This window comes from Halochromatium roseum (assembly GCF_016653315.1).
Classification (GTDB): Bacteria; Pseudomonadota; Gammaproteobacteria; order Chromatiales; family Chromatiaceae; genus Lamprobacter; species Lamprobacter roseus.
This window is the reverse complement of sequence record NZ_NHSH01000065.1, coordinates 329,793-348,724: the sequence shown is the minus strand read 5'-3', so window position 1 is coordinate 348,724 and position 18,932 is coordinate 329,793. Positions and strand designations below refer to the sequence as shown.

Here is an 18,932-nt window from a genome sequence, read left to right as displayed (position 1 = left end):
TGGGTGCATCAAGGGTCATCGTCTGATCATTGCTCGCCGCTATGGATGCCGCTATGGATGCCGTTATGGATTAGGAGACACGCCCGTGGCACTGCTTGAACTTCTTGCCGGAGCCGCAGGGACAGGGCTCATTACGGCCGACCTTGCGACCGTCACGGATGAAGGGCTGATGCGCATCGTCGTCTGAGGTGGACGCTGCGCCGCCAGCACCAGCTCGCCCGCCTGCCCCCTCTGGGGCCTGCTTGGCCGAGGACGGAAGGCCCTCGAAGGCCTCGTGCTTGAATTGGAACTCCGACGGGCTCGGCCCCTGCGGCATGATCTCGTCGGGTACCTGCAGTTGCATCCGGGCGAGCGTCTTCACCACGTCCTGCTTGATGCTCGAGAGCATCGCCGAGAACATCTCGAAGGCCTCGCGCTTGTACTCCTGCTTCGGGTTCTTCTGCGCGTAGCCGCGCAGATGGATGCCCTGGCGCAGGTAGTCCATCTGGGCCAGATGGTCTTTCCATTGGGTGTCGAGGGTCTGCAGCATCACCGCCTTTTCGATCTGGCGCATCTGTGCCGGCCCGATCAGCTTTTCCTTCTCCGTCGCCTGCGCGGCCAGTTCGTCGGCGATGCGCTGGCGCAGCGTCTCTTCGTGCAGGTCGTGGTCCGCGTCCAGCCAGTGCTGAATCGGCCAGTCACCGCCATAGGCGTCCTGTAATGCCGCGGTTAGCCCCGGCACGTCCCATTGCTCCTCTAGGCTCTGTGGTGGGATGTGCAGGCTGATCAGCTCATTGAGCACGTCCTGGCGCATCGCGGCGACGGTCTCGGAGACGTCATCGCCATCCATCAGCTCGCGGCGCTGCTGGTAGATCACCTTGCGCTGATCGTTGGCGACATCGTCATAATCGAGCAGCTGCTTGCGGATATCGAAGTTGCGCCCTTCGACCTTACGTTGGGCGTTTTCGATCGCCTTGGTGACCCAAGGATGCTCGATCGCTTCGCCTGCTTGCATGCCGAGCCGCTGCATCATGTTGGCAACGCGCTCGGAGGCAAAGATGCGCATCAGATTGTCTTGCAGCGACAGATAGAAGCGGCTTGAGCCCGGATCACCCTGGCGCCCCGCGCGGCCACGTAGCTGGTTGTCGATGCGTCGGGACTCATGGCGTTCGGTGCCGATCACATGCAGGCCACCGGCCTTGATGACCTGAGCATGACGCTTGTTCCAGTCCGCCTTGATCCGTCCGCGCTCCGATTCGCCCCCCGCTTTCTCCAACTCGGCCTCAAGGTTGCCGCCAAGCACGATGTCGGTACCGCGCCCCGCCATGTTGGTGGCGATGGTCACCGCTCCTGGCTCACCGGCGCGGGCGATGATGCCGGCCTCGCGCTCGTGCTGCTTGGCGTTCAGCACCTCATGGGTGATCTTCACGGCCTTGAGCTTTTGCGAGACCAGCTCGGAGGTCTCGATCGAGGCTGTACCGACTAACACCGGTTGGCCGCGCTCGACACAATCACGGATGTCTTCGATGATCGCGTTGTACTTCTCTTCTTGGGTCAGATAGACCAGATCGCCACGGTCGTCGCGGACCATCGGTTGATTGGTCGGAATGACCGTGACCTCGAGTCCATAGATGCTCTGGAACTCGAACGCCTCGGTGTCGGCGGTACCGGTCATGCCGGCGAGCTTGGGGTAGAGCCGGAACAGGTTCTGGAAGGTGATCGAAGCCAGCGTCTGGTTCTCTTGCTGGATCGCGACCCCTTCCTTGGCCTCTACGGCCTGATGCAGACCCTCGGACCAACGTCGCCCCGGCATGGTGCGGCCGGTGAATTCATCGACGATGATGATCTGACCATCGCGGACGATGTAGTCGACGTTCTTCTGGAACAGCGCATGCGCCCGCAAGGCTGCATACACATGGTGCATCAGCACGATGTTGCCGGCGTCGTAAAGGCTCTCGTCTTCGCCGAGCAGGCCCATCTCGGTGAGCTGTTGCTCGACCTTCTCGTGACCCTCTTCGCTCAGGTAGACCTGCCGCGCCTTCTCATCGACCGAGTAGTCGCCGGGGCCGAAGTCTGGCTGGCCTTCCTCGTTCTTGATCGCCTCCTGGCGCGTCAGGCTTGGGATGATCGTATCGATCTTGGTGTAGAGCTCGGTATTGCCTTCGGATGGACCGGAGATGATCAGCGGGGTGCGTGCCTCATCGATCAGGATCGAGTCGACCTCGTCGACGATCGCGTAGTAGGGGTCGCGCTGCACCCGCTGCTCGGGCGTAAACGCCATGTTGTCGCGCAGGTAGTCGAAGCCGAACTCGTTATTGGTGCCATAGGTGATGTCGGCGTAATAGGTCTCGCGCCGGGTCGCGCGGCGCAGGTGCCGATAGCCGTCTTGCTCCGCCGGCTCATAGTCGGGATCGAATAGGAAGGAGGCATTGTCTGGTCCCATGCCGCCGGAGCTGTTGATGACGCCGACGCTGAGGCCGAGGGCGTGATAGATCTGCCCCATCCAGGCTGCATCGCGTCGCGCCAGGTAGTCGTTGACGGTAACGATATGCACGCCCTTGGCCGGCAGCGCGTTGAGATAGGCGGCCAGGGTGGCGACCAGGGTTTTACCCTCGCCGGTGCGCATCTCGGCGATCTTGCCGTTGTGCAGCACCATGCCGCCGACCAACTGCACATCGAAATGGCGCATGCCAAGCACGCGCTTGCCGGCCTCGCGGACGACGGCGAAGGCCTCGGGTAGCAAGTCATCGAGGGTTGCGCCTTCGGTCAGTCGTGTACGAAGCTGTTCGGTGCGAGCGCGAAGCTCGTCATCGGAGAGAGCAGAAATGTCGTCTTCGAGCGCATTGATCTGCTCAGTGGACTTCATCAACCGCTTGACCAAACGCTCGTTACGGCTGCCGAAGACCTTTCGGAAAAGGCGTAGGGCCATGATGGGGGCTCTGTAGTGGTGGGCAGAAATTTGCCCGGAATGATACCGGAGTCGAACCGGGAGCGCAGATCTGGTCGGCGCGCTTGTGCGGAATCAAAGACGCCGAGGACCTCTGAAGAAGGCCCCCGGCGTGATCGATACCGGCTCAACCGGTGGCTGGCTGTTTGGTGCTCCGGCCGCTGTGAATCGAATCGATGATTTCAGATCATGCGCGCGTGAGGGTCGTTGCTGGGTGGGGTAGGCGATGCTGCGATCCGCCTTAGAGGCGCGCCAGCCGTGAACGCTCGCTGAGGTCGAGAAAGCGCATGGGGTCGAGTGCCTCGCCGTCGCGGCGAACCTCAAAGTGGACATGGGGGCCGGTCGAACGTCCGGTCGATCCGAGCTTGGCAATCACTTGACCCTTGGTGACCAGATCGCCTTTGTTGACGATGTTCCTCGAATTGTGGGCATAGCGAGTCTCGAGTCCGTCCGGATGCCTGATCTCGACGATCTTGCCGTAGCCGCTCTTGCGACCTGAGAAGATCACCAGACCATCGGCCATGGCGACGATATCAGATCCATGCTTGCCGGAGATATCAATACCCTTGTGCATGCTGCGCCGTCCGCTGATCGGATGGCGGCGCATGCCAAAGGTCGAGGTCACAACGCCGCCGGTTTTCAGCGGCCAGCCATCTGGTACCGAGTGGCTCTTGAGGTCTCGCTCCATGATTAGGGATTCGAGCAGAACCAGCTTGCGTTTGCGGTCGCCGAGTTCGGCGAGCACCTTGGCGAGATCCTGTGCGACCTCGTCAACCTTGTTCTCGCGTAAGCTCACCTTCTCCGGGCCGCCACCGGAAGGTGCTGGCTGGAGGAAGTTGAATTCATCCACATCAAGACCGGACATCTCGACAAGACGCTGGCCTAGGGCATTGATTCGGAGGACTTCGGCTTGCAACTGACCGACGCGGATGGCGATGCTGTCTAGTTCCGCATGAGCGTCTGTGCCACTGATGCGGTGTCGATTGTTGAGATGAGAGAGCACGGTCGCGAGATCGGTGTGCGTCTGCGCTGAGAAGCGGTGGTGACCGAGCCAGAAACCGCTTGCGCCGGCCAGAAGGGCCACTAGCATTAGGGTAAGAAGGACTATGGAGCTGTAGCCGAATTGAGAGTCACTGTCGTTGAGCCGTCGCATCGTTTCTCCGAGCAGTCTATGTCATTTGCCGCCGCCGCTGGTCGTCGAGACCAGATGACGTCTGCAATCAGGCCCAGTCTGAATCTCGCGCTATCGCAGAAACTCCGAGTGGGGCAAGTCCTGTCGATGCGTTTGAACCAAGGCTGGACATCGTGATCGAAAACGCTGAGGCTCGAACCATGACCATGACCAAGTCCACAGCGCATATTCGTCGTCATTTACGCGCGAGCCAATCCATCGCTGCACTGCTCGATGAGATCGAGCGGCGCGAACGGTTACTGAGCGAACTGCGGCTGCGTTTGCCAGTCGACTTGGCCAAGCACTGCAGCCAGGTTGCTCTCTCAGCGGGTGAACTCACGTTGTTTGTTGATTCCCCCGTGTGGGCCGACCGATTTCGGTTTCTCTGTCCTGAATTGATCGGTTCTGTTTTAATCAACGGCCACGCCGCGGTCGATGCCGAGGTCAAGGCCTGTAAGGTGCGCGTCCTTCCGCCGTCACTTAACTCCATAGCGCCGTTGCCGCACCCGGTGCAGGGGCGTGCTGGCGTAAATCAGATGAGCAGCAGCACTGGTGATGCTGGCCGCTCGCCGTTGTCAGAGGCACTTGCGCGCCTCGCTCGAACGCTGGGCCACTCCTTAGACTAAGGTCGATGGCGCGTTGCCATCTGGACGATCAATCAATGCCTGTTTCAGGGTTAAGGTCGCTCGGGTGTCTGGGTACCTAGCCTAGAGACTCGCTACCGCCGGTACGCCATAACGAATCGGAACCTCGACGTTATCGTCAAAGGTCACTTCTTCCCAAGCTGATTGGTCGGCGAGTAGTGTCCGCAAGAGTCGGTTGTTCAATGCATGGCCAGACTTGTGGCCGCGGAACGAGCCGATGAGCGGATGGCCAAGCAGGTATAGATCGCCGATCGCGTCGAGGATCTTGTGCTTGACGAACTCGTCTTCGTAGCGCAGGCCACCTTCGTTCAAGACGCGGAAATCGTCGACCACAACGGCGTTATCGAGGCTGCCGCCGAGCGCCAAGTCTTGCTGCTGCAGTGCTTCGATATCACGCAGGAAGCCAAAGGTGCGGGCGCGACTGACCTCTTTGACGAACGAAGTCGTCGAGAAGTCAATGGTGGCAGTCTGTAGTCGCGAGGCGAAGACGGGATGGTCGAAGTCGATTGAGAACTCGACCTTGAAGCCATCAAGCGGGTCGAAGCGGGCGTATTTGTCCCCATCCTCGACGACAATCGGCTTCTTGATCGCGATGAAACGACGTGGGCGATTTTGCTCTTCGATCCCGGCAGATTGCAGCAGGAACACGAATGGCGCTGCGCTGCCATCCATGATTGGCACTTCGGCTGCGCTCAGGTCCACGAAGGCGTTGTCGATGCCCAGACCGGCGAAGGCCGAGAGCAGATGCTCAACGGTCGAGACGCGAACCTCGCCATTGGTGAGGGTTGTCGACAGCCTGGTATCGCCAACATTCAGCGGGTTGGCCCGAATATCAACGACCGGGTCGAGGTCGATGCGGCGAAACACGATGCCCGTGTCGGCGGCGGCTGGACGAAGTGTCAGATAGACCTTGTCACCGGTATGCAAGCCGACGCCGGTTGCGCGAATCACGTTCTTGAGTGTTCGTTGGCGGATCATTGGCGCTCCTCCGAGCGTTACGGCCTTCGGCACCCAGGTGTCGGACCGTATCTTAGGACGTTGTTCACAGCGCGCAACAGCGCCCATCCCTGGGCTTTGGCGACGTGCACCATTCAATGCATCGACATGTTAGGGTTTTCCCGGATTTTTATCAAGCATTGAATGCTATTGCAAGTGAAACATCTGATATCTATCCAATAATCCGTATTAGGGGTTGTCCTAGATCAATCCGCTTGGCGGCGCAAGAAGGCCGGGATATCGAGGTAGTCCAGATCAGCTGCGGTTGCCTCGCCGCCGCCTGGCGCTGGACGTTTGTTGCGAATATAGGCGGGTTGATCCATGTCACGATAGTCAGGCGCCGAGCTGTCGCGTTGATCGTTGTCAACCAGGCGTATCCTTGGCTCGCCACCGCGCACCGCGAGACGCTCGGCCTTGCGATCGCCAAGCCCGGTCGCCACGACCGTGACCCGCAGTTCCTCGTCGAGGTCGGGATCGATGACGGTGCCAACGACCACGGTTGCATTGTCGTCGGCGAAGTCGCGGACGGTGTTGCCGACCTCGTCGAACTCGCCGATCGTCAGCGTCATGCCGGCCGTGATGTTGACCAGGATGCCGTTGGCACCAGCGAGATCGATATCCTCCAGCAGCGGGCTGTTGATCGCCTTCTCAGCGGCCTCGCGCGCCCGGTTCTCACCAGTGGCCGAGCCGGTGCCCATCATCGAGACGCCCATGCCGGACATCACGGTCTTGACGTCGGCGAAGTCGACGTTGATCAGCCCGGGGCGGGTGATCAGCTCGGCGATTCCCTGGGTGGCGTTGAGCAACACGTCATTGGCGGCGCTGAAGGCATCGAGCAGGGTCATCTGTTTGCCGAGCACGGCAAGCAGTTTGTCGTTCGGAATTGTGATCAGCGAGTCGACATGCTTCTCCAGCTCGAGGATGCCGTCGATGGCGACCTTGGCGCGCTTGCCGCCCTCGAACACGAACGGCTTGCTGACCACGGCGACGGTCAGGATGCCGAGTTCGCGCGCGACTGCGGCGACGATCGGTGCCGCACCCGTGCCGGTGCCGCCACCCATGCCGGCGGTAATGAAGACCATGTCGGCGCCATCGAGCAGGTCCTTGATGCGGTCTCGGTCTTCCTCCGCGGCGCGGCGACCGACGTCAGGATCAGCGCCTGCGCCGAGTCCCTTGGTGATGCCTGCGCCCAACTGCAGAACCGTCTTGATCGAGATGTTTTCGAGCGCTTGGGCGTCGGTATTGGCGCAGATGAACTCGACGCCTTCGATGTTGGCGGCTGCCATGTGATTGACCGCATTGCCGCCGCCGCCGCCGACGCCGATGACCTTGATCACGGCATTCTGAGTTTGGGTATCCACTAGCTCGAAGCTCATGTCAGTTACCTCGCGGATTTTGCTGTTGTAGTCTGTGTTGCATTTAAACCTAATCCCCCTCGGGCCGCGGGGAGCCTCTCGCCCGCTACCACCGTTAGAAGCTGCCACTCAACCAGTTGCGCAGGCGCCCCCAAACGCCCGCGCTCTGGTGCTCAGCAGTTCCGGCGAACCGGTGCTGCTTGGCATAGATGAGTAACCCGACCCCGGCCGCGTAGACTGGGTCGGCAATGGTGTCTTCCATCCCTGTCACCGACTGGGGAAGGCCGAGTCGAACGGGCATGTGGAAGACCTCTTCGGCCAATTCCACGATGCCTTCCATCTTTGCACTGCCGCCGGTGAGCACGACGCCACCGGCAATCAGTTCTTCGAAGCCGCTGCGTCTGAGCTCGTTTTGGAGCAGGTTGAGCAACTCCTCATAGCGCGGCTCAATGACTTCAGCGAGGGTCTGCCGCGAAAGCTGGCGCGGTGGCCGCTCGCCAATGCTTGGCACCTCGATGTTCTCTTGACCGCCGCGTGACGACAGGGCGCAGCCATGCTGGATCTTGATCGCTTCGGCATGCTGTGTCGGTGTGCGTAGGGCGACGGCGATATCATTGGTCACCTGGTCTCCTGCAATCGGGATCACGGCAATGTGCCTGATCGCGCCATCGGTGAACACGGCCAGATCAGTCGTGCCGCCGCCGATATCGACCGTGCAGACGCCCAGCTCCTTCTCGTCTTCTTTGAGGACGGCCAAGGATGAGCTGAGCTGGCCGATGACCAAATCGTCGACCTCGAGGCCGCAGCGTCGGATGCACTTGACGACATTCTGCGCGGCACTGACAGCGCCGGTGACCATGTGCACTCGCGCCTCCAGGCGTACACCGCACATACCGATCGGTTCGCGGATGCCGTCTTGATCATCGATGATGAATTCCTGTGGCAGGATATGCAGGATCTTTTGGTCGGCCGGGATCGCCACGGCCCGCGCTGCATCGATGACGCGATCGACGTCGCCCTGGTTGACCTCATGCTCCTTGATCGCGGTGACGCCATCACTGTTGCGGCTGCGGATATGGCTGCCGCCGATCCCGGCATGCACCGAATGGATCTCGCAGCCGGCCATCAGCTCGGCCTCTTCGACGGCGCGCTGGATCGACTGCACCGTCGATTCGATGTCGACCACCACGCCTTTCTTGAGTCCGTGCGAAGGATGCGTGCCGACCCCAATGATCTCGATGGTGTCGTCAGGCCTGATTTCACCGACCAAGGCGGCGACCTTCGAGGTGCCGATGTCGAGACCGACGACCAGATTCTTTTCACTGCGTCTTGCCATGCAGATCCGCTCCGATATGTAAAATTCAGTTTGCCGCGATGCGCTTGGGGCCGCCAGCGCTGTTGCCGACCGGCAGCCAGCGCACCGCGAGGCCGTTGGCGTAGCGGAGATCGAGGCGGGTGGGGATGCCGATTGCTTCGATTTGGCTGTAGGCAGCGATCAAGCGCTCGAGCCGCTGTTCGACGTCGTCGGTGCCGAGCAGAACGGCGGTGCCGCCGAGCAGCTCGATCGACCAGTCGCCCCGCGCATCGCGCTGGACCCCGTCGACGATCAGTCCGAGTGCGAGCAGTCGCGAGCCCCAATCGAGGAAGCGGTTGACCACCTCCGGTGCTTGTTCATCATTGGCAGCGCCGAGGCGCGCCAGCCCAGCCGGCAGTCGCCCGTCGCTCGGGCGGAAGACCACGCCATCCTCGGTGACCAGTCCGCTCTCATTCCAGCGCGCAAGCGCGCTGTGCTCGCGCACCCTGACCTGAATACGGTCGGGCCAGATCCGGCGTGTCGTTGCCTGCTCGACCCAAGGCAGCGCCTGCACCCGAGCGCGGAGCGTCGCGAGATCTTGGGTCAGGATGCCGCCGGTGATCTCTTTACTAATGGTCTGCTGTAGGGCCTCGCGGGAGAGTCCGTGCATTTCGCCGTCGATACTGACGACGCGAATCGGCAGCAGTACCGGCTCCCATTGCAGGCCGATCCAGCCGGCGCCGATCAGCCCACCGAGCAGCAGGACTGCGGTCAACAGTCGGGCGATGATGCTCAGCCGCGTCCTGGGTCGAACGGACGGCTGTTGAAGCTCATGGGTTGGCTCAGTCATGGGAGGCGGTCTCCTGCATGCTGGTCTCAAGGATGCGTGCACAGAGGCTGTCGAAGTCGATGCCGGCGGCTTGTGCAGCCATCGGCACCAGGCTGTGATCAGTCATCCCAGGGATGGTGTTGACCTCCAACAGCCGGGGGTGACCGGCCTCATCGAGCATGAAGTCAACGCGGCCCCAACCGCTGCCGCCGACGGCGTTGAAGGCCTCTAGGCACAGCGCCTGATACTCGGTCTCGATGGACTCAGGCAGTCCGCACGGGCAGAGATAAGAGGTGCTGTTGGCCTGATACTTGGCGTCGAAGTCGTAGAAGACGTTGGGTGTCTCGAGGCGGATCAAAGGTAGCGCCTGCTGGCCGAGGATCGCGCAGGTGTATTCGGCACCGCTCAGCCAGCGCTCGGCGAGCACAAGGGCATCGAGCTTGGCCGCCTCACGCCAAGCGGCGATCAACTCGTCGCGGTCGTTCGCGCGCGCCATGCCGAGGCTGGAGCCCTCGTGAGCGGGCTTGATCATCAGCGGAAAACCGAGCGCGATCGCCTGCTCGAGATCACCCTCATCAAGGATGAGCGCGAACGCTGCGGTTGGCAGGCCGACGCCTCCCCAAATCCGCTTGGTGCGGTACTTGTCCATGCTGATCGCCGAGCCGAGCACCCCGGAGCCGGTGTAGGGCAGCCCTAGGGTCTCGAGTGCGCCCTGGATCTGGCCATCTTCGCCGCCGCGCCCGTGCAGGATCAGGAAGGCGCGATCAAAGCGCTCCGGGTTCAGCGACTCGAACAGGGCACTACCGGGATGGTCGGCGGGATCAAGCGGGGTGACATCAATGCCCAGGCGCTGCAACGCAGCCAGCACGGCGGCGCCGCTCCGGAGCGAGATCGGGCGCTCTTCGGAGCTGCCGCCGAGAATCAGCGCAACCCGACCGTAGCGGGCCGGATCAATGGGGTCAAGGGCCAAGGTGTTGGGGTTTGGAGCCAAGCTCGTCATGCAAATGCTCCGACGCGGCGGACTTCCGGCTGCAAGCGAATCCCGCTGCTGCGCTCGACCTCGTCTTGAACGAGTGCGATCAGCGCGGCGATATCGTTCGCGGTGGCGTCACCGAGGTTGATGATGAAGTTGGCGTGCTTGGGCGAGACCTCGGCGCCGCCGATGCGACGGCCCTTGAGCCCCGCGGCCTCGATCAGGCGCGCGGCGTGATCGCCAGCCGGGTTGCGAAACACCGAACCACAGCTCGGCACGCCAGTCGGCTGAGTCGCGGCGCGCCGATCGAGCAGCTCGCGGATGCGCGCCTGTGCCGCCTCGGTGTCGCCGGGCTCGAGCACCAGATCGGCACCGAGGAACCATTCGCCCTCTGGTCCTATTACCTGCCGATAGCCATAACGGAAATCGGCCGGTCCGCGCTCGCGGATCTGGCCCTGTCGGTCGATGGTGCGCACGCGGCGCACCAGCGGCCAAGTCTCGCCGCCCCAGGCGCCAGCATTCATCGCCAAGGCGCCGCCCATGGTGCCGGGGATGCCGGCGAGAAACTCGGCACCGACCAGACCTAAGCGGCTGGCAAAGCGGGCGACCTTGGCGCAGCTCGCGCCGGACTCGACGCGAATCCTGTGGTCCGCTCGTTGGCTGATGTCGTTCAAGCAGCCTTGCGTGTGGATGACGGTGCCCGCCAGGCCGGCATCGCTGATCAGCAGGTTGCTGCCGAGGCCGAGCCAGAGCAGCGGCTCATCGGCATCGAGCCTGGTTAGGAATGCGGCCAGATCCTGCACGTCAGCAGGCCGATAAAGGCGTTGCGCTGGCCCGCCGACGCGCCAACTGGTGTAGCGCGCGAGCGGCTCGTTCAGGCGCAGCTCGCCTCGCAGCTCGGGCCCATTGAGCGCGGGCGCATCGATCGTGTTGGCTTGCAGGGTGCGCTCAGTCATGATGTTGGCTTGCAGCTCTGGCTCGGCCATGGTGTTGGCTTGCGGGACAGGCTCAAGCATGGTTTTGGTGTTCGCTGCAGGCTCAGCGATGTTTCGCACAGGTAGGGCAGGGCGGTTCATGGCCTTCGCTGGCGTGGTGGAACGATTCATGACCGCACCTCGCTGAGCAAGCTCGGCAAGCGGGCCGGGAGCTGGCCGATGTCGCCAGCGCCAGAGATCAAGAGCAGATCGCCCGGCTCGAGCAGGGCGCCGAGTAACGCTGGCGCCTCGCTGAGGGTTTGCGCGAAGACCGGTTCCACCTGCCCGCGCGAGCGTATCGCCCGGCTCAGACTGCGACCATCGGCGCTCGGAATCGGCTGCTCGCCAGCGGCATAGACCTCGCACAAGACCAGCAGGTCGACCTCAGAGAGTACCTGCGCGAAATCGTCGAACTGCTCTTGGGTGCGCGAATAACGATGCGGCTGGAACAGCAGCACCAAGCGCCGGCCAGGCCAGCCGCCACGCGCGGCCTCGATGGTCGCGGAGAGTTCGCGCGGATGATGGCCGTAATCGTCGATCAGCGTCACCGAGCCGCCATCCGGCAACGGGCAGTCGCTGACCACGAAGCGCCGGCCGATGCCGGCAAAGGTGCTGAGTGCATGCTGGATCGCGGTCTCTTCGACGCCCAACTCGAGCGCGATCGCGATCGCGGCCAGGGCGTTCAGAACGTTATGCCGTCCTGGCAGATTGAGTTCGACCGGGAAGGGCTCCGCGGCTGCCGCGTGCATCACCTCGAAGCGCATGCGCAACCCTTGCTGGCTGATATTGAGTGCGCGTACATCGGCCTGCGCCTCGGTGCCATAGGTGCGCACCGGGCGCGAGATGGTCGGGATCAGCGCCGCCACCTCCGGATCATCGATGCAGAGCACCGCCAGCCCATAGAACGGCAGATGATGAATGAACTCCTTGAAGGTGCTGCGCAGTCGATCGAAGTCGTTGCCGTAGGTGCGCATGTGGTCGGCATCGATGTTGGTGACCACTGCCAGCATCGGCTGCAGATACAGGAAGGAGGCATCACTCTCGTCGGCCTCGGCGATCAGGTACTTGCTGCTGCCGAGTCGCGCATTGGCACCGGCGCTGTTGAGCAGGCCGCCGATGACGAAGGTCGGGTCCAGATTGGCCTCGGCCAGTACACTGGCGATCAGGCTGGTGGTGGTGGTCTTGCCATGGGTGCCGGCGACCGCAACGCCATAATGGAAGCGCATCAGCTCGGCCAGCATCTCAGCGCGGCGCACCACCGGGATACGCTCCGCGCGGGCGGCGAGGATCTCGGGGTTGGTCTCGTCGATGGCGGTGGAGACCACCACCACATCGACCTCGGCGACCTGCTCGGCGCGATGGCCGATGAAGCACTGCACGCCCAATCCGCTGAGCCGGCGCACGACCTCGTTCTCGCGCTGATCCGAGCCCTGTACCTCGTAGCCGAGGTTGGTCATCAGCTCGGCGATACCGCTCATGCCGGCACCGCCGATGCCGATGAAGTGCAGGCGCCGCATCCGGCCCATGTTGGCCGCGCTGTGGGTGCGATGAGCGGTATTCATTGCGCCAGCTCCAGGCAGGCTTCAGCGATGCGCTCAGCGGCGTCCGGCTGGGCCTTGGCACGCGCGGCTTCCGCCATGCGTAGGCGCTGGCTTGGATCGGCGAGCAGCGGCTCGAGCAGCGCGGCGAGCCGTTCGCGGCTCATCTCGCGCTGCAGCAGGAGTTGGGCGGCTCCAGCCTCGCTGAGCCAGCGCCCATTGCCGACCTGATGGTCATCCACCGCATGCGGATAGGGCACTAGGATTGCTGGCAAGCCTGCCGCCGCGAGCTCGGAGACGGTGAGCGCGCCACTGCGGCAGACTACGAGGTCCGCCCAGGCATAGGCCTCGGCCATATCGGCGATGAAGGGCGTGACATCAGCCTCGATACCGGCCTCGGCATAGGCCTGTTGCGCCAGCGCCAGGGTGCGCTCGCCGGCCTGATGGCGCACCCTTGGCCGTGATGTTGGAGGTAACATGGCAAGGGCTTGCGCGACGGTCTCGTTCAAGGCTTGGGCGCCGAGTGATCCACCTAGAACTAACAGTCGAGCCGAGCCGGAGCGGCCAGCGAGGCGCTCGGCAGGCGCCGGCAGCGCGCTGATCGCTGCCCGCACCGGGTTGCCGGTGGTGATGGCCTGGCGAGCGCTCGGGAAGCTGTTTGGAAACGCCTCGAACACGCGCTCGGCAACCCGAGCCAACCATTGGTTGGTCATGCCCGGCACGCTGTTTTGTTCTTGGATTAGCAAGGGTCGGCGTTGCATCCAGGCCATGATGCCGCCTGGACCCGAGGCGAAGCCGCCCATGCCGAGCACGGCGGCCGGATCGCGTCGCTTGAGGATGCCCGCAGCCTCGCCGAGCGCGCCCGCGAGCTTCAGCGGCGCAGTGGCGAGGGTGCGCAGTCCTTTACCACGGATGCCAGCCACCGATAGCCATTCCATCTCGAGGCCACGCTCTGGCACCAGGCGCGACTCGAGACCAGCACGGGTACCGAGCCAGAACACCTCTGCACCGCGCGCGCGCAGCACCTCGGCGACAGCCAAGGCTGGGAACACATGTCCGCCGGTGCCACCGGCCATGATCGCTATGCGCGGCGCCATCGAATCCCCCTCGCTGTGCCCATGTGGCGGGCGACGCCGGCCTCGGGAAGCGGCCGACTGTCCTTTCGTCGCAGCTCGAAATCGATGCGAAGTAGTAATGCTGCGACCATTACGGAGACGATCACGGCATTGCTGCCGTAGCTGATGAAAGGCAGGGGTAGGCCTTTGGTTGGCAGCAGACCGGTATTAACGCCGGCGCTGATGAAGGCTTGCAACCCGAGCAGCACACCGAAGCCGTGCGCGGCGTAGGCTGAAAAGTCCTCGCCAATGGCCTGAGCGCGCGCGCCGATGGCGAAGGCGCGCCAAGTAATCAGCGCAAAGGTGAAGATCACCGCGATCACGCCCACCATGCCAAGCTCTTCGCCGATCACGGCAAGTAAGAAGTCGGTGTGTGCCTCGGGCAGGTAAAACTGCTTCTGAATGCCATTGCCGAGACCGACGCCGAGCCATTCGCCGCGGCCCATCGCGATCAGCGCATGACTGAGTTGATAGTCGGTATTGAAGGGATCATCGAAGGGGTTGATGAACGAGGTGACCCGCTCGAGCCGGTAAGGTTCGATCCAGATCAACAGCGCGAGACCGGCGCCAATGGCGCTGAACAGCAGCGCAAATGGCCAGAGGGCAACGCCGCCGAGGAGTAACAGCGCCATCACTGTGGCAAGTATCACGGCGGTGGTGCCGAAATCCGGCTGCACCATGATCAAGCTAGCGGCAAAGCCGATCAGGACCATCGGTCGAATGAAGCCGAGTGGCGAGTTGCTGAACTCCAGCTGGCGCCTGACCAGATAGCCGGAGATATAGATCACGGCGACGAACTTGACCAGTTCCGACGGCTGCAGACTGAAGGGGCCGAGCGGAATCCAACGGGTTGCGCCATTGACGGTCCGGCCGATGCCCGGCACCAAGACCAGCAGCAAGAGACCGCAGCTGAGCAAGAGCAGCCAGATCCCTGAACGCTCCCAGACCTGAACCGGGATGGCAAAACAGATGAGCCCGCAGATCAGCGCGAGTCCAAGTGCCATGCCATGGCGGACAACATAAAAGAAGGGATCGGCATAGTCGCGGGTGCCAATCGGCAGCGATGCCGAGGCCACCATGACAAAGCCGAGTCCGAGGAGTCCGAGGACGCAGACCAGCAACAGACCGTCGATGGCAGGCTCATTGCGGTCGCGTCGTCGCGTGCGAGCCGGCGTCGGCGACGCGCTCGGCGGCCGTGCGGCTAGAAGGCGGTTGTGCAGTCGTGCGTTGATCATGGGGCCAAGCCTGCAACTGCAGCAGCGAAGGCGCGACCGCGATGCTGGTAATCATCGAACATATCGAAGCTGGCGCAGGCCGGAGACAGTAAAACCGCGTCACCGGGTTGTGCGAGATGCTCCGCGATCCGAACCGCCTCTTCCATGCTAGCGGCCCGGTGCAAGGGCACCGTGTCGGTCAGGGCCTGCTCGAGCAGTGCCGCGTCGCGGCCGATCAGGATGACCGCGCGTGCACAGCGGCTCACCACGGGGATCAAGGTGGAAAAGTCCGCGCCCTTTCCTTCGCCGCCGGCGATGAGCACGGCCCGGGCGGGTACTGCAGAGGCGCTTTGCCCAGGCGCGTCGACGATGCCGGCCAGCGCGGCGATGGTTGCCCCCGGGTTGGTGCCCTTGGAGTCGTTGATCCAGCGCACACCACGTCTCTCGGCGACCAGTTCGCTACGGTGCGCAAGCCCCGGAAATTCGCGCAGCACCTCGCAGCCGGCCTCCGGGCTGACGCCAGCCATCTCGGCTAGGGCGAGCGCCGCCAAGGCATTGGCCAGGTTGTGCCGCCCGGGCATGCGAAGCTCGGTCGTCGCGATCAATGGCGTACGGCCGCGAGCGAGCCAGACCTGCTGGTCTTTTGAGATCAGCCCGTAGTCGACCTCATTGGCTGGCTCGCTCAGCGAGAAGCCGACTTGGTCTGCGACCCCAGCGGCGAGTGCCGATGCAGCTGGATCATCGCGATTGACCAGGGCGCGCTCGGCATGGGCGAAGATCCGAGCCTTCGCGGCGCCATAAGCAGCCATATCCGGATAGCGATCAAGATGATCGGCTGACAGGTTGATCACGGTCGCGGCATGGGCTGCTAGGCACTGTGTGGTCTCGAGCTGGAAGCTCGACAGCTCAAGCACGTACCATTGCGCATCGGCCCGGAGCAGATCCAAGACCGGGATGCCGAGATTGCCGCCGACCGCAGCATCCAGCCCCGCGTGCTGGAGCATCTCTCCGACCAGGGTTGTCACCGTGCTCTTGCCATTAGAGCCGGTGATGGCGATAACCGGTGCCGTTGCTGCGCGCGCGAACAGCTCGACATCGCCGACGATGGGGATGCCTTTGTCAGAGGCAGCCCGCAGCGCGGCCGTGTGTACTGGAACCCCGGGGCTGACGACGATCTCGTCGACCGACGCCAAGACTGAGGCGTCGAAGCCGCCGACCAACAGGGCAACGTCAGGGAGTTCTTCTTGCAGTTGCGCGAGTCCGGGCGGTGCCGTGCGTGAGTCCAGCACGGCAACCTCGGCGCCCTGCGCATGCAGCCAACGCGCGCAGGAGAGGCCGGTCTTGCCCAAGCCGACCACCGCGACCTTCTTGGTGCGCGCTTGGCTCATCGGATCTTCAGACTCGCCAATCCGACCAGGACTAGGATGACCGTCACGATCCAAAAGCGGACGATGACGCGCGGCTCGGGCCAGCCCTTGAGTTCGTAGTGATGATGCAGCGGTGCCATGCGAAAGACACGCTTACCGGTGAGCTTGTAGGAGCCAACCTGGATCATCACCGAGAGTGTTTCGAGCACGAAGATGCCGCCCATGATGAAGAGCACGATCTCCTGTTTCGCAACCACCGCAACGGTGCCGAGTGCGGCGCCCAACGCCAGCGCGCCGACATCGCCCATGAAGACTTGGGCTGGATAGGTGTTGAACCAGAGGAAGCCGAGACCGGCGCCGGCAAGTGCGCCGCAGAAGATCACCACTTCGCCGACATTGGCGACATAAGGGATCTTGAGGTAGCCGGCGATCTCGATATTCCCCGCCGCATAGACCATGATGCCGAGGCCGCCAGCGACCATCACCGAGGGCAGCACGGCGAGGCCGTCGAGGCCGTCGGTGAGGTTGACGGCGTTACTGGAGCCGACAATGACCAGATAGGCAAAGATCACGAACAGCGGGCCAAGCTGAAAGCTGAGGTCCTTCAGGTAGGGGATCAACAGCGCGGTCTCGCCCGCTGTGGTGGCGCTGAAATACAGATAGAGGGCCGCCGCCAAGCCAGCGACGGTCTGCCAGAAATACTTCCACCGTGCTGGCAGCCCTTTCGGGTCGCGCAAGACCAGCTTGCGGTAGTCATCAAGCAGGCCAATCGCGCCGAAGGCGAGTGTGGTCAGCAGCACGACCCAAACGAAGCGGTTGTGCAGGTCGGCCCAGAGTAGGGTGCTGATGGCGATGGCGACCAGGATCAGGGTGCCACCCATGGTTGGCGTGCCGGCCTTGGAGAAGTGGCTCTCGGGGCCGTCGCTGCGGACGGTTTGGCCGACCTTGTAGGCACTCAGCCAGCGGATGAGTGGCCGGCCGATCAGGAGCGAGATCGCCAACGCGGTCAGCACCCCCAAGATGGTGCGCAGCGTCAGATAGCGGAAGACGCTGAAGCCGCTCTGATATTGGCTGAGCCAGTCGGTTAGGAGCAGGAGCATGCTCAGCGCGCCTCCCTGTCCGCACAGAGTGCGTCGGCGACGCGATCCATGGCCGACAGTCTGGAGCCTTTGACCAGAAGCACATCCGCGGGGCCGGTCTCGGCGAGCAGCGCTGCGATCAGGGCGTCCTGATCGGCGAAGTGGCGAGCGCCGGCGCCAAAGCCTTCGACCGCGTGCTGACTGAGCGTACCGACCGCGTACAGCGTGCTGGCGCCCGCCGCTCGGGCAGCAACGCCCATCTCGTGATGGACCTCCGTGCTATCCGGTCCGATCTCGCCAAAGTCCCCCAGCACCAAGAGATGGCGCCCGTCTGGCTCGAGTGGTAGGGCGGTGAGCACGTCGACGGCAGCGGCCAGGGAGTCTGGGTTCGCGTTATAGCTGTCGTCGAGCAGTTTGGCGCCGGTGCTGGTGTGCCGCGGCTGCAGGCGGCGTTTGACCGGCACCATCTGTTCCAGTCCGGCACGGATGTGCTCTGGGGCAATGCCCAGTGCGGTGCTGCCGGCGATCGCGGCGAGCGCGTTGCGTACATTGTGCGAGCCGGCCAGCGGCAGCGCGATTTCGACCTCATGGCCTTTGATGTTGGCCGTGAAACGGCTACGAAACCCGTCTGCGTCCCAGGTCTGAGTGACGGCGCTTTCATCCGCTCTCACCTGCGCGCTCGGACCGGTGCCAAAGGTTAGCAATGGTCGTCCCGCGGCGAGCTGTTGCCATAAGGCGGTCCAGGGAACGTCGGCCATGACCACGAAGGTGCCGTCAGGCGGCAGGCCGCGGGCGATCTCGCCTTTGGCATGGGCTACGCCTTCGACGCTGCCGAAGCCCTCCAGGTGGGCGCGACCGGCATTGGTGATCAGCGCCACATCAGGGCACGCGATGTCGGTCATATAGCCGATCTCGCCGTGATGATTGGCACCCATCTCGAGGATCAGAAAGTCTTCATCGCGGGCCGCGAGCAGGGTCAGCGGCATGCCGATGTCGTTATTCAGGTTGCCGGCGGTGGCGCGAGTGGCGCCGGCCTGGGATAGGATCGCAGCGGTCATCTCCTTGACCGTGGTCTTACCGTTGCTGCCGGTGATGGCGATCACGCGCGCCGGGATGCGCGTGCGCCAAGCGGCGGCCAGGCGCCCCAGTGCGAGCCGCGTGTCTTTGACGATCAGCTGCGGCAGGTCGATATAGAGTGGCCGGTCGACCAAGACCGCGGCGGCGCCACGGGCGGCGGCGCTGGCAACATAATCATGGCCGTCGAAACGCTTACCTTTAAGTGCGATGAACAGCAAGCCATGGCAATCACTGCGGCTGTCTGTGGTGACGCCGCTGTAGGCCACGTCTGCACCGACGAGCCGTGCGCCGATCGCCCGCGCCGTCTCAGCGAGGGTCCACATGGGCTGGTTGGTCCGCTGCGGGTCTGAATGTTGTGGACTCATCGGCTCAGGCCTCGC

15 protein-coding genes are annotated in these 18,932 nt (G+C 63.4%); 1 reads left to right on the top strand and 14 read right to left on the bottom strand.

The annotated features are described in order from the left end of the window. Positions 1-70 precede the first annotated feature (70 nt). Together secA and CCR96_RS17760 are read right to left on the bottom strand one after the other, a co-directional pair. Positions 71-2,908: a preprotein translocase subunit SecA gene (gene secA, locus CCR96_RS17765; protein ID WP_201221724.1), complete on the bottom strand. Its 2,838-nt coding sequence runs from the start codon at positions 2,906-2,908 to the stop codon at positions 71-73. Positions 2,909-3,167: 259 nt separating this feature from the next. After that, positions 3,168-4,016, bottom strand: a complete 849-nt coding sequence (locus CCR96_RS17760; RefSeq protein WP_242519161.1) for a M23 family metallopeptidase — start codon at positions 4,014-4,016, stop codon at positions 3,168-3,170. 242 nt (positions 4,017-4,258) lie between these two features. Between CCR96_RS17760 and CCR96_RS17755 the strand changes: the two genes are divergently transcribed. Then, the gene (locus tag CCR96_RS17755) at positions 4,259-4,723 is read left to right on the top strand and encodes a DciA family protein (protein ID WP_201221720.1); all 465 of its coding nucleotides are present in this window, start codon (positions 4,259-4,261) and stop codon (positions 4,721-4,723) included. An 81-nt stretch (positions 4,724-4,804) separates the two neighbouring features. Here CCR96_RS17755 and lpxC read toward each other — a convergent pair whose 3' ends face one another. From lpxC to CCR96_RS17695, 12 genes are all read right to left on the bottom strand, one after another. Beyond that, positions 4,805-5,719: a UDP-3-O-acyl-N-acetylglucosamine deacetylase gene (gene lpxC / locus CCR96_RS17750; RefSeq protein WP_201221718.1), complete on the bottom strand. Its 915-nt coding sequence runs from the start codon at positions 5,717-5,719 to the stop codon at positions 4,805-4,807. Between the two features lie 224 nt (positions 5,720-5,943). After that, entirely contained in the window at positions 5,944-7,113 is a 1,170-nt protein-coding gene (ftsZ, locus tag CCR96_RS17745) for a cell division protein FtsZ (protein WP_201221715.1), read from the bottom strand. Between the two features lie 94 nt (positions 7,114-7,207). Beyond that, a complete protein-coding gene (ftsA, locus tag CCR96_RS17740) occupies positions 7,208-8,428 on the bottom strand; it encodes a cell division protein FtsA (protein ID WP_201221713.1) in 1,221 nt (406 codons plus the stop codon). Positions 8,429-8,453: 25 nt separating this feature from the next. Further along, entirely contained in the window at positions 8,454-9,236 is a 783-nt protein-coding gene (locus tag CCR96_RS17735) for a cell division protein FtsQ/DivIB (RefSeq protein ID WP_201221711.1), read from the bottom strand. Continuing rightward, complete coding sequence (locus CCR96_RS17730) at positions 9,229-10,215, bottom strand: D-alanine--D-alanine ligase (RefSeq protein WP_201221709.1); 987 nt, start codon at positions 10,213-10,215, stop codon at positions 9,229-9,231. The genes CCR96_RS17735 and CCR96_RS17730 overlap by 8 nt, the downstream gene beginning before the upstream one ends. Further along, positions 10,212-11,144 (bottom strand): UDP-N-acetylmuramate dehydrogenase, encoded by a 933-nt coding sequence (murB, locus tag CCR96_RS17725; protein ID WP_201221837.1) that lies wholly within the window; start codon positions 11,142-11,144, stop codon positions 10,212-10,214. The genes CCR96_RS17730 and murB overlap by 4 nt, the downstream gene beginning before the upstream one ends. Before the next feature lie 146 nt (positions 11,145-11,290). Continuing rightward, complete coding sequence (gene murC, locus CCR96_RS17720; RefSeq protein ID WP_201221707.1) at positions 11,291-12,724, bottom strand: UDP-N-acetylmuramate--L-alanine ligase; 1,434 nt, start codon at positions 12,722-12,724, stop codon at positions 11,291-11,293. Next, positions 12,721-13,797 carry an undecaprenyldiphospho-muramoylpentapeptide beta-N-acetylglucosaminyltransferase gene (murG, locus tag CCR96_RS17715; RefSeq protein WP_201221705.1) on the bottom strand — a complete coding sequence of 359 codons (1,077 nt, stop codon included), beginning with the start codon at positions 13,795-13,797 and terminating at the stop codon, positions 12,721-12,723. The genes murC and murG overlap by 4 nt, the downstream gene beginning before the upstream one ends. Continuing rightward, on the bottom strand, positions 13,782-15,050 hold the full coding sequence (ftsW, locus tag CCR96_RS17710; RefSeq protein WP_201221703.1) for a putative lipid II flippase FtsW: 1,269 nt from the start codon (positions 15,048-15,050) through the stop codon (positions 13,782-13,784). The genes murG and ftsW overlap by 16 nt, the downstream gene beginning before the upstream one ends. After that, the gene (gene murD / locus CCR96_RS17705) at positions 15,047-16,417 is read right to left on the bottom strand and encodes a UDP-N-acetylmuramoyl-L-alanine--D-glutamate ligase (RefSeq protein WP_201221702.1); all 1,371 of its coding nucleotides are present in this window, start codon (positions 16,415-16,417) and stop codon (positions 15,047-15,049) included. The genes ftsW and murD overlap by 4 nt, the downstream gene beginning before the upstream one ends. Beyond that, positions 16,414-17,496 carry a phospho-N-acetylmuramoyl-pentapeptide-transferase gene (gene mraY / locus CCR96_RS17700; protein WP_201221700.1) on the bottom strand — a complete coding sequence of 361 codons (1,083 nt, stop codon included), beginning with the start codon at positions 17,494-17,496 and terminating at the stop codon, positions 16,414-16,416. The genes murD and mraY overlap by 4 nt, the downstream gene beginning before the upstream one ends. Positions 17,497-17,498: 2 nt before the next feature. Continuing rightward, positions 17,499-18,917, bottom strand: coding sequence for a UDP-N-acetylmuramoyl-tripeptide--D-alanyl-D-alanine ligase (locus CCR96_RS17695; RefSeq protein ID WP_420827281.1), 1,419 nt, complete (start codon positions 18,915-18,917; stop codon positions 17,499-17,501). Between the last annotated feature and the right edge of the window lie 15 nt (positions 18,918-18,932).

Excerpts from the sequence above, each read along its gene's own strand:
- murD (WP_201221702.1), bottom strand. The coding sequence starts at position 16,417 with ATGAGCCAAGCGCGCACCAAGAAGGTCGCGGTGGTCGGCTTGGGCAAG.
- CCR96_RS17735 (WP_201221711.1), bottom strand. The coding sequence starts at position 9,236 with ATGACTGAGCCAACCCATGAGCTTCAACAGCCGTCCGTTCGACCCAGG.
- CCR96_RS17695 (WP_420827281.1), bottom strand. The coding sequence starts at position 18,917 with ATGAGTCCACAACATTCAGACCCGCAGCGGACCAACCAGCCCATGTGG.
- secA (WP_201221724.1), bottom strand. The coding sequence starts at position 2,908 with ATGGCCCTACGCCTTTTCCGAAAGGTCTTCGGCAGCCGTAACGAGCGT.
- ftsZ (WP_201221715.1), bottom strand. The coding sequence starts at position 7,113 with ATGAGCTTCGAGCTAGTGGATACCCAAACTCAGAATGCCGTGATCAAG.
- CCR96_RS17760 (WP_242519161.1), bottom strand. The coding sequence starts at position 4,016 with ATGCTAGTGGCCCTTCTGGCCGGCGCAAGCGGTTTCTGGCTCGGTCAC.
- CCR96_RS17755 (WP_201221720.1), top strand. The coding sequence starts at position 4,259 with ATGACCATGACCAAGTCCACAGCGCATATTCGTCGTCATTTACGCGCG.
- murC (WP_201221707.1), bottom strand. The coding sequence starts at position 12,724 with ATGAATACCGCTCATCGCACCCACAGCGCGGCCAACATGGGCCGGATG.
- murG (WP_201221705.1), bottom strand. The coding sequence starts at position 13,797 with ATGGCGCCGCGCATAGCGATCATGGCCGGTGGCACCGGCGGACATGTG.
- ftsW (WP_201221703.1), bottom strand. The coding sequence starts at position 15,050 with ATGATCAACGCACGACTGCACAACCGCCTTCTAGCCGCACGGCCGCCG.
- mraY (WP_201221700.1), bottom strand. The coding sequence starts at position 17,496 with ATGCTCCTGCTCCTAACCGACTGGCTCAGCCAATATCAGAGCGGCTTC.
- CCR96_RS17730 (WP_201221709.1), bottom strand. The coding sequence starts at position 10,215 with ATGACGAGCTTGGCTCCAAACCCCAACACCTTGGCCCTTGACCCCATT.
- ftsA (WP_201221713.1), bottom strand. The coding sequence starts at position 8,428 with ATGGCAAGACGCAGTGAAAAGAATCTGGTCGTCGGTCTCGACATCGGC.
- murB (WP_201221837.1), bottom strand. The coding sequence starts at position 11,144 with ATGACTGAGCGCACCCTGCAAGCCAACACGATCGATGCGCCCGCGCTC.
- lpxC (WP_201221718.1), bottom strand. The coding sequence starts at position 5,719 with ATGATCCGCCAACGAACACTCAAGAACGTGATTCGCGCAACCGGCGTC.